Genomic DNA, 13,923 nt, shown 5'->3' on the forward strand with positions numbered 1-13,923 from the left:
TAGAGAAAGGCAGCCCTTAAACTTGAAGCTGCAGCGGTGTTGGCTATGCTCGTTCACCGCAATCACAAAGTTTATCTATGCTCATGGCATCACTCACTTGCCGCTTACCTGCAACTCCAAATAGTTTGGGTATGTAAGCGCTGGTGGGGTAGTCATCCACCAGCGTTTTATTAAGTTTATTACGCCCGCAATGGCGCCAGCAGTTGTCTAAACATGCTTAAGGTGATCACGTAGATCAAGGCAAGCGCCAACAGCGGCAGGGTAATAAACAGGTAGAAGTGCGGTTGCACCGGCAATTCAAAGCCCCATTTTACCACGGCGGCAATAATGCCTTGGGCGCCAAGGGCGGCGGTAAAGCCTGCTATTAATGCCATTAAACCGTACTCGGCCCACAAGGTGGCGCTAATGCGTTTTTTGCTGGCGCCGAGGGTGCGATAAAGTTTTATCTCTTGCTGGCGTTGCGACACACTTAAGCGCAGTAAAGTAAGCACTAACAACAAACCACTTAACACCGCTAATGCCGCTAATACGGTGAGTGACCAAGCGACTTGCTGGAGCAAGGATTGGATCCTTGTGGCCATGCTGCGTAAATCTAACAAGCTCACGGTAGCGTAATCACGCGCTAACTGATTCAGTAGGCCAGTTTGTTGGTCATCAATACGAAAACTAACTAGCCAAGTGGTAGGCAAATCGGCCATCACATCAGGGCTGAATATAAAGTAAAAGTTCGGCTTCATATTGCGCCATTCTACTTTGCGAATGCTGTTTACTTTGGCACTAAAGCTTTGACTGTTAACACTGAAATGCAGTGTGTCACCGAGCTTTATGTTGAGCCGCTTGGCAATATCTTGCTCAACGGACACGCCACGCTCTGTGCTCCATTTACCCTCAAGCACTTCATTATGACTCGGCAGTTGCTGCAGCCAAGTAAAGTTCAGCTCGCGGCGCAGTGCGGAGTCTTTTTCCTTGTCTGCTTCAGTTTCTGGTTTAGCCGCCACCGATGCCGATACCGACTGCAACACTTCATCGTTGCGCTGAGTTAAGCGGCCGCGGATCACTGGGTAAGCTTGTGAGTGATCCAACTGCCATTGGTCCAGTTGATTAATATAAGCGTTAACTTGGTTAGGGGCGATGTTAATGGCAAACACGTTGGGCGCATTGGCGGGCAAGGTTTGTTGCCAGTCATTAAGTAAATCACTGCGCAGTAGCCAAATAACACTTAAAAGCATCAGTGAGCAGGTGAGGGCGCCTAACTGCGCCATGCTGGCAATGCGGCTACGATTTAAGCGGCTTAAAGCCAGCGTAACGGCTGGCCCCCAACGTTTTTGCTGCAACAGTTTAGTGATGAGTAAACCCAGTGCGCCTAATAGCACTAGGATCACCGCTAGCCCGACGAGGGTTAGCCACATCATTTTATTGTTACCAAACCAAACGATTAAGCTGATCAAAGGCAACAGCAACAAAGAGTAAGCCCAATACTGCTTTTTAGTTGGCGCGTCTTGGCCGATGATAGAAGTGGCCGGCGTGGCCAGCAAATGCAATAAACTAATGCCCATGCTTGGTAGGCCAACTAACAGCGCAATGCCGATACTCACCAGCCATGGACTAAAGCCGATACTAGGAAGTGGATCGGGCAGTAAATCCGTCAGTGGCAGGCGTAATAGTTGCTCAAGTAAAAAACCACAGCTAATGCCAATAGCAATGGAGAGGCCAAATAACATCGCCAACTGACCCGCTAACCAACGTCTTAGCCAAGCTTGACTCGCGCCTAAACTTTTCAGCATGGCCACGGTGCTTTGTTGACTATTACGGTAATGTTGACTGGTCAGCACCAGTGTGGCCGACGCCATCAGCAGCACTAACAATAAGGTAAGAGATAGGTATTGCTGCGCCTTGTTAATAAATTCAGCGCTGCGACCTTGGCTTTGTTCGCTCAACCAGCGCTGACTGGCGGTAATGCTTATTTCCTGTTGTAGCTGGTTTAATGCGCTATCTGGACCGGAAAAATACGCGCGATAGCTTAATCGCCCACCCGGCACCACAGCGCCCGTTTTGGCAATATCATCCAAGTGGATAATGGCGCTCGGCATTTGATTGAACGGGTTAAACGACAGCTCTGGGTCTTCCGCTATTTTCCCTGATACTGTTAGCTCAGCATCGCCAATCGCGACGGTGTCGCCGATGCGAACGTCTAACAAATTAAACAGCCTTTCTGCTAACCACAATTCATTGGGCTGCACATGCTGGCGCATGGTAAGGTTTTTTTCATTGGCTGTTAAAGGGCTGGCATCGAGTTGTAACTCACCGCGTAGCGGGTAGTTGGTTTCCATTGCCTTTAAACTGATCAGTTGCATGCCATTGTCACTAAACGCCATGGTGCGAATGCGCGTTTGCTGACTAATGGTTAAGCCAAGCTTCTTCGCGCTGGCTAAGGTGTCGGGCGAAATAGGTTGTTGGTTTGATACCAGCACTAAGTCGGCGCCAAGGGCGCTGCGACCTTGGTCAACCATGATTTTATCAACTCGCGTTACCAGTGCAGATAGCGCGAAGACACAGGCAATAATTAAACTTAAGGCAAGGGTGATCGGCCAAAGCTGGCCTTGCCAGCATTCACGCCAGCGCCATTTTAACAGCAGATTATTTTTCATGATGCCACCTTACCAGCGGCAATTTTTAAGGTGCGATCGCAACGTTCGGCCAAGGTTTGATCGTGAGTGACCAGTACCAACGTAGTACCATGTTCACGGTTTAGTTGAAACAGCAACTCGACAATTTTACTGGCCGTTTGTTGGTCTAAGTTTCCGGTTGGCTCATCAGCAAATAAAATTTTCGGCTGGCTAATAAAGGCGCGCGCTAAGGCAACTCTTTGCTGCTCACCTCCTGACAGTTGTGACGGCAAGTGATGGGCACGTCCCGTTAGTCCAACTTGCTCTAATAATTGGCTAGCACGGGCTACATCTTGATCTTGGCCTTGGATTAAATAAGGCAACATGACATTTTCGATAGCAGTGAGGGTTGGGATCAGCAAAAAACTTTGAAACACAAAACTAATATGTTCACAGCGCAAGGCGGCGCGAGCCTCTTCATCTAATTGCGAAAGAGGTTGGCCGAGTAAACTTATTTCGCCAGCACTGGGCACATCTAGCCCAGCCAATAAGGTCATTAAGGTGGATTTGCCAGCACCGGATGGGCCCACGAGCGCGATACTTTCGCCTGCGCTAACCTGAAGAGAAACATCTTGCAAAATGGTCAAAGTGTCGTTAGCTGTGCTAACTTGCTTGACTAGGTGGTCAGCTATAATTACGGGATCAGACATGGTTAAACCTTTTATTTATTGTATTTTACTTGGCTGGAGCCTGATATCAGGCGCAGTGCACAGCCAAACGTTACTCATTTTGGGCGACAGTTTAAGTGCTGGTTATCAAATGGCAGCGCAGCAAAGCTGGCCGACGTTATTGCCACAAGTGATGGCGCAGCAAGGCAAATCTATTAAGATTGTCAACGCCAGTATCTCTGGTGACACTACAGGCAATGGCTTAGCCAGATTACCTGATTTACTTAAGCTACATCAACCACAGCAAGTATTAATCACATTAGGTGCGAATGATGGTTTGCGTGGCTTTGCGCCAGACATCATACGCAGCAACCTCACTGAAATGATCAATTTAATTCAGCAAGCCGGTGGCCAAGCCATGTTAATGCAAGTGCAAGCGCCGCCAAATTACGGCAAACGTTACAGCCAAGCGTTTGCTCAGGTGTTTCAGCAAGTGAGCGAAGAGAAGCAAACTCCCTTACTGGCATTTTTTCTTGAACCGATTATTTTACAGCCCGATTTAATGATGGCTGATGGTTTGCACCCTAAAGTGGAAGCGCAACCTATTATTGCGGAATTCGTTGCTGGGCAGTTAAAGCAGTACCTGTAAATTAAATTGAGTAGAAAGCTTTAATTAACTTATTAATTTTATTAGGTTATATGAAGTGGAAAATTTTCTTTTCTTAAGGCTAAAATTATTTCGTTGGACGGCACGGAGGCAATCGTTTTTTATGCGGCCAACCGGACTGTTGCGAAGCTAAACAGGCTTAAGAAGTGCGGCTAGTGGGTTGAACAATAATCAGCCTAAAATTTTATCGTATGTATTTGGAACACCCATGAAAAAAGCAACAGATCTAGAAAGCGTTCGCGCTAGCTACAATGTACGTCACTGGAGCCAAGGTTTTTACGGCATTAACGATGAGGGTAACGTGTATGTTGCGCCAAAAGCGAGCCAGCCAGAGCATACCATTGCGCTGAGTGAGATTAGCGCACAAATTCAAGCGCAAGGTTTAACCTTGCCTGCTTTAGTGCGTTTCCCACAAATTTTGCATCAGCGGGTACACAGCTTATGTGCAGCATTCAACCAAGCCATTGCTGACTACCAGTATGACGAAAAATATTTGTTGGTTTATCCGATTAAAGTAAACCAACAGAAAGAAGTGGTAGACGAGCTATTAGCTAGCCAAAAAGATAATGAAGTTAAACAACTGGGTTTAGAAGCAGGCAGTAAAGCTGAATTGTTAGCGGTGTTGGCACTAGCACAAAAAGTGAGCTCGGTGATTGTATGTAACGGCTACAAAGACCGCGAATACATTCGCTTGGCACTGATTGGTGAAAAATTAGGCCATAAGGTTCATATTGTTTTAGAAAAAATGTCTGAACTAGAGATGGTACTTGCTGAAGCGAAAAAACTAAATGTGTCACCGCGTTTAGGCCTACGTGTACGCTTGGCTTCACAGGGTAAAGGCAAGTGGCAAGCCAGTGGTGGTGAAAAATCGAAATTCGGTTTATCAGCATCGCAAGTGTTACATGTTTTAGAAGTGCTAAAGCAAAACAACCAAGTAGAAGCGTTGCAGTTAGTGCATTTTCACTTAGGCTCACAAATGGCTAACATTCGTGACGTGCGCACCGGTGTAAGTGAAGCAGCGCGCTTTTATTGTGAATTGCGTGAGCTTGGCGCTAAATTGTTATGCATGGACGTGGGCGGCGGTTTAGCGGTGGATTACGACGGTACGCGTAGTCAATCATCAAATTCAATGAACTACAGTTTGGCGGAGTACGCTAACAACATCGTTTACACCATAGGTGATATTTGTAAGCTGTATAATCAGCCGATGCCGATGATCATTTCTGAGTCGGGCCGTGCGTTAACCGCGCACCATGCGGTGCTAATTTCAAATGTGATTGGCGCAGAAAGCTATGCGCCTGAAGCGTTGGTGCCGCCGGCTGTGGATGATCCATTATTGCTGCAAAACATGTGGCGCTCTTGGTTGCAGCTAAGTGATCGCAATGACGATCGCGCGTTAATTGAAATTTACCATGACTGTCAAAGTGACTTAGCCGAAGTGCACAGTCAATTTTCTATGGGTGTACTTAACCTACCGCAACGCGCTTGGGCTGAGCAGCTTAACTTACGTTTGTGTTTTGAGTTAAACCAGTTATTAGACAGTAAGAATCGTTTTCATCGCCCGATTATGGATGAACTAACAGAAAAGTTAGCGGATAAGTTTTTTGTTAATTTTTCGTTGTTCCAGTCACTGCCGGATGCATGGGGGATTGATCAAGTGTTTCCGGTATTGCCATTAACGGGATTAGACCAAGAGCAGAGCCGTCGTGCAGTACTGTTGGATATTACTTGTGATTCTGACGGCACGGTTGATCAGTACGTGGACGGTCAAGGCATTGAAACCACTCTGCCAGTGCCAGCATGGTCATCTGAGCAAGAATACCTAATGGGCTTTTTCTTGGTTGGGGCATATCAAGAAATTTTGGGTGATATGCATAACCTATTTGGTGATACCCACAGTGCAGTGGTGATGATGGATGAGCAAGGTAACGCCACAGTCACTGAGATCAACGAAGGGGATACCGTAGAAGACATGTTGCGTTACGTGCATTTAGACGCCGACGAGTTTAGAGCGTCTTACCTTGAGTTGATTAAGGCCAAAATCCCAGCGGATGAACAAGACAGCGTGTTTGCTGAATTGGATTTAGGTTTAAAAGGTTATACTTATTTAGAAGATATTTAAGTTAAATATCGCAGCATAAATGCTGCTCCTACGTGTGTGTCGCACTTTGTGGGAGCGGTATTTATACCGCGAAGCGACGATAAAAGAATAGCCAAGCCAACTGTCAGGGTTGGTATTTAGGTAATAGCAAGTCAATGAAAGGCTTAATGCAGATGAACGATGTATTTCAGCAAGTGGATAACTCCTTATATTCCAATGCTATGACGTTTTTACGTCAGCCCTTAGTGCAAAACCCTCTTAACACCGATGCTGATATTGTGGTGCTAGGATTGCCATTTGATATGGCCACTTCCGGCCGCTCGGGGGCGCGTATGGGACCAGATGCTATTCGCCGAGCATCGATTAACTTAGCTTGGGAAGGCCGCCGTTTTCCTTGGCAATTTAATCTGCTGCAACATACTAAAATTGTCGATGCTGGCGACTTGGTATATAGCTGCGGAGATTCACAAGCGTTTTGCGATCAGCTTGAATCAGCAGCAGACCAAATATTGGCCAGCGGCAAAACGTTATTAGGTTTAGGTGGTGACCACTTTGTTACCTTGCCGTTGCTTCGTGCTCATGCGAAAAAATATGGCAAAATGGCATTAATTCATTTTGATGCCCATACCGACACCTATAGCAACGGTAGTCGCTACGATCACGGCACCATGTTTTATCATGCCCCTAATGAAGGCTTAATTGATAAGCATCGCTCAGTGCAAATTGGTATTCGCACTGAATATACCGAAAAAGAGCATGGCTTTAATGTTATTAACGCGATGCAGGCTAATGATTTATCGGTGGCAGACATCGTTGCTTCAATCAAGCAAACGGTGGGCGATCTACCTGTGTATCTAACCTTTGATATCGACTGTATTGATCCTGCGTTTGCACCGGGTACGGGCACGCCGGTGTGTGGCGGTTTAACTACCGACAAGGTATTAAAAATTATTCGTGGTCTTGAAGGGCTACCGATTGTGGGCATGGACGTGGTAGAAGTGGCTCCGGCTTATGATAATAGTGAAGTAACAGCGTTAGCCGGTGCTACCATCGCGCTGGATTTAATGCACTTGTGGACGTTGCAAAATAAACAGTTTTAGATATTGGGAATGGCTAACCAAGGAAAGTGAGCCGCCTACTTTTCTTGGTTACTGCTTGAACTGGTTGTATATTTTCCGCTTTGAAGATTGCAATTTGATAACTAAATAGTCAATATGCGCCTAGTTATAACGAATTTTGAGATTTTTATGAGAAAATTATTTGTAGTAGCTTCATTTGGTCTACTTGTCAGTGCTCAGGTATCTGCTGGGGCTCGTGAAATAGTGACTGAAACCACAAAAGAAGTGGTTTCATTTACCAAAGATTTTTTTGGCGGGATCAACGAAGGTGTCGATGAAGGGCGTGCGAATACTACTTCAGTAGATGGCGCTATTGTTGTCACTAACTTAGAAGAGTTTGAGCAACACTTATTAGTTGAAATATTAACCGTGGAGAGCGTCGCCGAAAGCAACAACCTGCGAGTAGAAGTTGGTTTTAAAAATCAATCTGACAAACAAGTTCGCATCGCAAATCTTGACGATCAAGGTAATGTGCTGCTAATTGATTCTGATGGTTACATAACACGATTAACTCATGTTAGCCGACATTTATCTGAGCTTACAATCCCTGCTAAAGCCGGCCAAAAACACGATTTTATCTTTAACGCTGATATCTCAAAAGCCGATAAATTAAGAATTTGGCAAAAAGAGATGGAGCTTGCTGCTGTGATAGATAAACAACAAAATTAGTGTGTTACTTGTGCACCAAGCCATAAGGCGGATTAACGACCATATCCGGCGACGCTTGCAACGATTTCTCCGTTAAGAAACCTTGCCAATCCAGTAGCATTATCGCTAATACATTGCGGTGCTCGCCGCGCGCTAAGTTAGCATCACCGGTTACTGACGGCACCATATTATGCTGGCGGTTGATGGCTTTACTAATAGCAGTTCGGGTTTTCAACACCACCGGATCATCATCTAATTGTGCCAGTAAAAAGTTAATGCCTACTTCGGCTATTACATCTTCTTTACAACGCTTTAGGATCTCGTCGATATTGTTGCGATAGTAGTCAAAAATCCATTGATGATCGGACTCTTTGACTGGCTGTAAATAGTATTGTGAGTCAGCAAAAATAATATGGCTGAGACCGTAAATTTTATTATTAAACTGTTGTTCACTGAGTCGGTGATCTTGTGAGTCAGGATAAACTTGGCGAAATGCGTTAGTAAACTCAGCTACCACGTCTTGTTCGCCTAACTGACGTAACCAATATACCTGATTAGCCAGTTGCGCGGCCCATGCTTTAATCATTGCAGGATCGCTAACATAGGCAGCAAAGTCATAACGCTTAAGTACCTTCCTTAACTTGGCATCTTGTTCATGTTTAAGGCCAAACTCGTTAGCCCTGGCCATATTACTGAGTAAATCAATACCAAGAAACAGATATTCTGGATAGGCCAAAGTGGCTTGATAACGGCGCTTTGAACGCTCGTCGCTTTTGCCCTTGAGCTTGTTGAGTTTTTGTAATGAATATTGCTGAACTTGCTCTGGCGTTTGTATTTCATGAGCAAATTTATTGAGGTTATTAGCAATACGAGCGGCATCCACCCAGAGTGATAAGGCGTACTTCGGATCTTGAGTTTGTCGGTGCATCCGCAGCCCAAAGTGGGCAAAGGTGTAGGGGGCTAAGGTAAATAGGGCTGCTTCATACTTGGCTTTAATTAACTGTGCGTCTTGTTTAAAGTTATGCTGGGAGTCGCTAATGGTTAGCGGATGATCAGACGCTACTTTAGCATAGCTAAAAGGGGCTGAGCTTAATCCGAATAGTAACGCTGTGAGTAGCGCGTAATAACGCAATTTCATGATGTGCCTTGGTCTGTATGTTGCTGATTGTGGAGGATGCTAGCAGTAAATTAAATAAAAAACGCTGCTGTTAGATCACATCTTAGTTGATACCTGCTGTAAATAGCATAACGCTTATTCACTGACCTAAACCTAACCTCCCACTTTCTGCTGACAACGCTCAAACAAGGTTTGCCATTGTTGCTGGTGGGCAAGGTTGGCTTGCTGTAAGCGCTGTTGCGTTGCTAATACACTGTCTAACTGCTTGGTTACACTATTATCAAGTTGAGCGGGGTAAGGTTTGAGTAAGGCTGCTAACAGCGGCATTACCTGATGTAATTCAGTGTTAATTTGGCTTAGATAAGGCTGCATTTGTTTAATAAAGCGATGTGAAAAAATGGCTTTTAACTGACTAAAAGGCACATCGTTACGCTTACTATGGCAATTTATGTCAGCTTGGTTTTGGCTGAGTAGGGAAGTGGCTTGCTCTAATTGAGAGCTGGCAACATCAGCACTGTGCAGCAAACTAGCAACATAACGGCTTTGTGCCAAGAGAGCTAAATGCTCAGGTAGCAGCTTCAACTGCCGCAATAAAGCCGCGGGGATGGTCGCCGTTGTTGAGGCGGAAATACTGTTTACCTGCTGTTTAATTTCAATCAAGTAATTTAGGCTTTGCTGACTTGCTAAAGCAAAGCGGTGGCCTGATGCTGGATATAGCTGAGTATACTGGGCAAAAAAGCGATAACTGGACTCATCACTCAATAATAGGTTCCAAAAATAACTGGGTAGCTTGGCGCGTTTTTCTTTTGCCAGCGCGGATAAAAAATCACGCTCAGCATTGGGCATTTCTTGCTCTGTTTGCAAACACTGAGTTAGTTGATTCAGTAAGGTGAGTTGAAAAACAAAATTGTCAGCCCCGCTTTGATGTTTATTTAAAATCTGATTTTTTTCGCTAGCCAGATACAGTAAATCACACTGTTTTAATTGCAAACTCTCCAGCAGGGTGAGCTGCGAATCGAGTTCAGCCAAGGTTAAATCACGACGCGCTGGAAAGTGCTGACTACTTTTTGATGTGACGGGGTGTTCGAATGCTTGCGCAAGCAACTCATTGTACTGGTTGATTGCTAGCTGCTCAGGTTTACTGCAGCTCAAGAGTAATGCACAACTTATTATAATTGTGGCTAGTTTAATCATGTGTTTGCAATTATCAGGGCTGTTTTTGATATGGATATTCCATCAGTATTGATGAGTATCAATTGGCGAAAAAGTGGCTTACTGGTATTTACCAGTAAGCCTTTTTTAACCTTTATCTATGTTGAGGGCGCTAAGGCTAACACCGCATCAATATCTTGTGCGTGATGGCGCTCTGCCAACATTTCCCAAGGCTCACCCCAAGTGCGGTTGACTATTTTACCTCGTTGTACGGCTGGGCGGTCGGCAATTTGCTTCGCCCATCGTTGCAAATTAGAGTAGCTTTCAACGTCTAAAAAGGTGGCCGCATCGTATATGTTGCCTAGCGCTAAGTTGCCATACCAAGGCCAAACAGCCATGTCGGCAATGCTGTACTCGTCGCCGGCGATATAGCTCTGCTTAGCCAGCTGCTTGTCAAGCAAGTCTAATTGCCGCTTGGTTTCCATGGCAAAGCGGTTAATTGGGTATTCAAGCTTTTCTGGCGCATAGGCGTAAAAATGGCCAAAGCCACCGCCGAGATAAGGCGCAGAGCCTTGTAGCCAAAACAACCAGTTCATTACTTGGGTGCGTGCAGCTAAGTCTTTCGGTAAAAAATGGCCAAATTTTTCGGCCAGATAAAGCAAAATTGCGCCTGACTCAAACACATTAATTGGGGTTGGGATTGAAGTATCGAGTAGGGCTGGGATCTTGGAATTAGGGTTAATATCAACAAAGCCTGATGAGAATTGGTCACCGTCACCAATTTTTATTAAATGGGCATCGTATTCAGCAGCCGTTTCACCCAGTGCGAGTAACTCTTCCAACATAATAGTCACTTTTTGGCCATTGGGCGTGCCCATGGAATAGAGCTGCAGTGAATGTTTACCTTTGGGGAGTGTTTGCTCGTGTCTCGCGCCTGCTGTAGGGCGATTAATGCTGGCCCAAGTGCCGCCATTATCACTTTCTTGTGTCCAAACTTTTGCTGGAACATAACTTGCCATAATGTTGTTTCCTCTGTTTATTTTCCATTGTTGTGCACCGCTTTTCTAACAACCTAGCATAACTGAGTCTGAAAAAAGTTCGAAAAATACTTGAAAATATTTTACGTGCCCCTAGATAAATGGGTGAGGAGAGATGCTCAAATAATGAGACTGCCTCAAATTAATTGCTTTTGTTTTATATTGCTTCTAATGGAGGATGTATTATGAACCCAGTTGATTTAACCCCACTTTACCGCAGCAGCATTGGTTTTGATCGCTTAGGTGCGTTAATTGATAATGCACTAGCGTCTGATCACGCATCAGTTGGCTACCCGCCCTACAATATTGAGGTGCTTGATGAAAATCGTTATGCGATAACCGTTGCTGTAGCGGGTTTTACCGAGGATGAGCTCGATATTCAGGTTGAAAAAAATGTACTCACTATCTGCGGTAAAAAGCCTAATAAGGAAGAGCGAAAATATTTATACCAAGGTATCGCAAACCGAAGTTTTGAGCGTAAATTTAATTTAGCGGATTTTGTTAAAGTAACAGGCGCAGACCTGAATAACGGACTACTGATGATCAGTTTAGTGAAGGAAATTCCTGAAGCGATGAAGCCTAAAACTATCATGATCAACCAAAAGCAGCCTGCTTTAGAGCATGCAGCTGAAGATAACGCTGCTTAATCTTGTTATTAAGGCTCCGCAAGGAGCCTTATTGTCATCTTCTCTTCTTGCTAATGCCTTACCAATTTTTCTGTTTGTGGATTTGAATTTGTGACCCTGGTTCGGTAACTATCTCTTAAACTGGTGGCCGCGGTGTATTGGTTGGAGCGCTAAAGCTTCATTGGTGTACTTAGCGTTAAATCGTAATATAGTATTAATTTGCCTAAGAAATAATTGGCTCATTTCCTAATCTCAGTGCTTGCATTGTATGTTCTAAAATTTGTTATTTGTAGAGGTATAAATGAAAAAGGTTATTTTATTAATCGCGCTTGCAGTGCTTAGCTCTGGTGTTAGGGCGAGTGAAGAGAAGCAAGCGGCATTGACGATTAAAAGCATTGCAAGTGACGACAGAAATATGCCTGTCGAGGTGTATTATTGGTATCCGACAGATGCAAAAGCAACGAATTACGTTTTTGGCAACGGCAAGGTTTTTGAAGCGGTCGACACCAACCTAAACGCTCCAATTTCTTTGGGTAAGTATCCCGTTGTACTTTTGTCCCATGGTGGAACGCGTTCTTCATTTTATCATACTGGTTGGATTGCATCAGCACTGGCGGAAAAAGGCTATATTGTTATCGCACCTAAGCCACCTTCTGCTGCTGAGATAACGCCTGATTTGGCCGTGGATGAAATAGCACATAGGGTGAGTGATTTAACCCTTGGACTTTCGCATTTAGATAGCATTGATATGTTAAGAAATAGCGCTGACAAAGAAAAAGTCACGGGCGTTGGTTTTTTTCTGGGCGGTACATCCATGCTATTACTTTCTGGTGCCAAGCTAAGTCCCAGTAAATATAGGGCTTCATGTGATGGCGACAACACCAACGTTGATTGTGGTTGGTTAGCAAAAAATAAGGTGGATATAACACAGACCTCTGATCATAAAGTTAACCAGAGTAAGTCCATTAATGGCATGAAGTCTGTGGTCGTCATTAACCCTGAGCTCACAAGTGTATTTGATGAAAATACACTTAAAATGATAACACCTGCTGTTACTGTGATTGATCTGACAGCGCGCCATCATCAGGCACTAAAACCGGCCAGGTTAATCTCTGCTATACCAAGGTTAAAGCTAATAAAAATAAACACTGCCACGGAATTTAGTGCCTTTGCTGTTTGTACAGATCAAGGTACAAAAATACTTGCTGCAGAGGGGGAAGAGGTTATTTGCCAAGAAATTGGGCATCAGTCTAGGCCGCAAAATCACCAACGTATCGTCACGCAAGTATTGGCAGCTTTAACTGACTCGTTAGAATGATGGGCGAGTGCAAGTTAGCGAAGCTTATTATAGTAGGTGCTAATGATCCTTTGATAGCTACCATCTTGCTTCATCTGCTTTAGCGTTTGGTCAAATTGATCCCGCGTTAGTGCTAAGTTACGCTTTTTTGAAAAGGCAATATAACTGGCAATATGCTCTAAGGCTGGCTTGAGTTCACGAATATCATTAAGTTGGGCCGTTTTGTTCACGTTAGCATAAGCGCCAAAGCGATTACTGACAATGATGGGAACTCGGCCAACCAGTAATTTACGCATGTTTTGTTCGCCTTCATTACTTAGCTCGACGCTATTAAATACACCTTCATTCATTGCCGCATCCCACGACTTGCCATAATTAACGCCTTTAACAACGCCGACAGTCATTCCTCTTAGGGTTTCCAAATCGCCATTAAATTCCAAGGTAGAATCAGATCTGACAAACAAAGAAATGGTTTGCCAAAGCAGTATTTCATTAGAGTAATCGGCAAACTTTTCTCGTTCAGGGGTTTTAAATGCAGTAAAAATGGCATCTGCTTGCCCTTGCTCTATATAGCGAATGGCTCTAGACCAAGGCAATACTCTAATTTCAGCTTGAATACCCAAGCGGCCAAAGGCTTCTTTAACAATATCGACTGCAATGCCTTTTACTTCCCCGGCTGACTCGTATTGGTAGGGAGGGTATTGCAACGTTACCAGATCGAGCTTTTGGGCAAAGCTGGTGGTGGCAAGAAAAATCGTTAGCAATAGGCTATGGTATATGGCCATTTCCAGCCTCCCTTAAAAGCGCTTCTTAAAGAATAGTCCACAATGGGTTTTATCCATATTAATCCGCACTCGGTTCAATTTGTCGCGTTTTGAGGGGGCAT

Annotated in this window: 12 protein-coding genes; 6 read left to right on the forward strand and 6 right to left on the reverse strand. The window is 44.5% G+C overall.

The genetic code is table 11. The features are described 5' to 3' along the window. Positions 1-179 precede the first annotated feature (179 nt). Positions 180-2,648 (reverse strand): FtsX-like permease family protein, encoded by a 2,469-nt coding sequence (locus K1M91_RS03055; protein ID WP_232800089.1) that lies wholly within the window; start codon positions 2,646-2,648, stop codon positions 180-182. After that, positions 2,645-3,316 carry an ABC transporter ATP-binding protein gene (locus K1M91_RS03060; RefSeq protein ID WP_232800090.1) on the reverse strand — a complete coding sequence of 224 codons (672 nt, stop codon included), beginning with the start codon at positions 3,314-3,316 and terminating at the stop codon, positions 2,645-2,647. The genes K1M91_RS03055 and K1M91_RS03060 overlap by 4 nt, the downstream gene beginning before the upstream one ends. Between K1M91_RS03060 and K1M91_RS03065 the strand changes: the two genes are divergently transcribed. From K1M91_RS03065 to K1M91_RS03080, 4 genes are all read left to right on the forward strand, one after another. Further along, positions 3,315-3,923, forward strand: coding sequence for an arylesterase (locus tag K1M91_RS03065; RefSeq protein ID WP_232800091.1), 609 nt, complete (start codon positions 3,315-3,317; stop codon positions 3,921-3,923). The genes K1M91_RS03060 and K1M91_RS03065 overlap by 2 nt on opposite strands. Positions 3,924-4,149: 226 nt before the next feature. After that, positions 4,150-6,063: a biosynthetic arginine decarboxylase gene (speA, locus tag K1M91_RS03070; RefSeq protein ID WP_232800092.1), complete on the forward strand. Its 1,914-nt coding sequence runs from the start codon at positions 4,150-4,152 to the stop codon at positions 6,061-6,063. A gap of 152 nt (positions 6,064-6,215) precedes the next feature. Beyond that, on the forward strand, positions 6,216-7,142 hold the full coding sequence (gene speB / locus K1M91_RS03075) for an agmatinase (RefSeq protein ID WP_232800093.1): 927 nt from the start codon (positions 6,216-6,218) through the stop codon (positions 7,140-7,142). A gap of 147 nt (positions 7,143-7,289) precedes the next feature. Continuing rightward, positions 7,290-7,829, forward strand: coding sequence for a hypothetical protein (locus K1M91_RS03080; protein WP_232800094.1), 540 nt, complete (start codon positions 7,290-7,292; stop codon positions 7,827-7,829). Between the two features lie 4 nt (positions 7,830-7,833). On the opposite strand, the gene K1M91_RS03085 is transcribed toward K1M91_RS03080, so the two are convergent. The 3 genes from K1M91_RS03085 to yghU all read right to left on the reverse strand — a co-directional run bounded on the left by K1M91_RS03085 (position 7,834) and on the right by yghU (position 11,099). After that, positions 7,834-8,946, reverse strand: a complete 1,113-nt coding sequence (locus K1M91_RS03085; protein ID WP_232800095.1) for a DUF3541 domain-containing protein — start codon at positions 8,944-8,946, stop codon at positions 7,834-7,836. Between the two features lie 132 nt (positions 8,947-9,078). Then, positions 9,079-10,077 (reverse strand): DUF3080 family protein, encoded by a 999-nt coding sequence (locus K1M91_RS03090; RefSeq protein ID WP_232800096.1) that lies wholly within the window; start codon positions 10,075-10,077, stop codon positions 9,079-9,081. Positions 10,078-10,235: 158 nt separating this feature from the next. Then, entirely contained in the window at positions 10,236-11,099 is an 864-nt protein-coding gene (yghU, locus tag K1M91_RS03095) for a glutathione-dependent disulfide-bond oxidoreductase (protein ID WP_232800319.1), read from the reverse strand. 200 nt (positions 11,100-11,299) lie between these two features. Here yghU and K1M91_RS03100 point away from each other — a divergent pair, with 200 nt between their 5' ends. Further along, positions 11,300-11,761 carry an Hsp20 family protein gene (locus tag K1M91_RS03100; RefSeq protein ID WP_232800097.1) on the forward strand — a complete coding sequence of 154 codons (462 nt, stop codon included), beginning with the start codon at positions 11,300-11,302 and terminating at the stop codon, positions 11,759-11,761. A 280-nt stretch (positions 11,762-12,041) separates the two neighbouring features. Beyond that, positions 12,042-13,058 (forward strand): hypothetical protein, encoded by a 1,017-nt coding sequence (locus K1M91_RS03105; protein WP_232800098.1) that lies wholly within the window; start codon positions 12,042-12,044, stop codon positions 13,056-13,058. A gap of 14 nt (positions 13,059-13,072) precedes the next feature. Here the strand turns inward: K1M91_RS03105 and K1M91_RS03110 are convergent, their stop codons facing one another. Next, positions 13,073-13,822, reverse strand: coding sequence for a transporter substrate-binding domain-containing protein (locus K1M91_RS03110; protein ID WP_232800099.1), 750 nt, complete (start codon positions 13,820-13,822; stop codon positions 13,073-13,075). Positions 13,823-13,923: the final 101 nt, after the last annotated feature.

Origin of the sequence: Motilimonas sp. E26 (assembly GCF_021278025.1) — a bacterium.
GTDB lineage: Bacteria > Pseudomonadota > Gammaproteobacteria > Enterobacterales > CBDFNC01 > Motilimonas.

What these genes read in the sequence shown, in the direction of transcription:
- K1M91_RS03055 (WP_232800089.1), bottom strand. Translation starts at nt 2,648, where the DNA reads ATGAAAAATAATCTGCTGTTAAAATGGCGCTGGCGTGAATGCTGGCAA.
- K1M91_RS03065 (WP_232800091.1), top strand. Translation starts at nt 3,315, where the DNA reads ATGGTTAAACCTTTTATTTATTGTATTTTACTTGGCTGGAGCCTGATA.
- K1M91_RS03060 (WP_232800090.1), bottom strand. Translation starts at nt 3,316, where the DNA reads ATGTCTGATCCCGTAATTATAGCTGACCACCTAGTCAAGCAAGTTAGC.
- speA (WP_232800092.1), top strand. Translation starts at nt 4,150, where the DNA reads ATGAAAAAAGCAACAGATCTAGAAAGCGTTCGCGCTAGCTACAATGTA.
- speB (WP_232800093.1), top strand. Translation starts at nt 6,216, where the DNA reads ATGAACGATGTATTTCAGCAAGTGGATAACTCCTTATATTCCAATGCT.
- K1M91_RS03080 (WP_232800094.1), top strand. Translation starts at nt 7,290, where the DNA reads ATGAGAAAATTATTTGTAGTAGCTTCATTTGGTCTACTTGTCAGTGCT.
- K1M91_RS03085 (WP_232800095.1), bottom strand. Translation starts at nt 8,946, where the DNA reads ATGAAATTGCGTTATTACGCGCTACTCACAGCGTTACTATTCGGATTA.
- K1M91_RS03100 (WP_232800097.1), top strand. Translation starts at nt 11,300, where the DNA reads ATGAACCCAGTTGATTTAACCCCACTTTACCGCAGCAGCATTGGTTTT.
- K1M91_RS03105 (WP_232800098.1), top strand. Translation starts at nt 12,042, where the DNA reads ATGAAAAAGGTTATTTTATTAATCGCGCTTGCAGTGCTTAGCTCTGGT.
- K1M91_RS03110 (WP_232800099.1), bottom strand. Translation starts at nt 13,822, where the DNA reads ATGGCCATATACCATAGCCTATTGCTAACGATTTTTCTTGCCACCACC.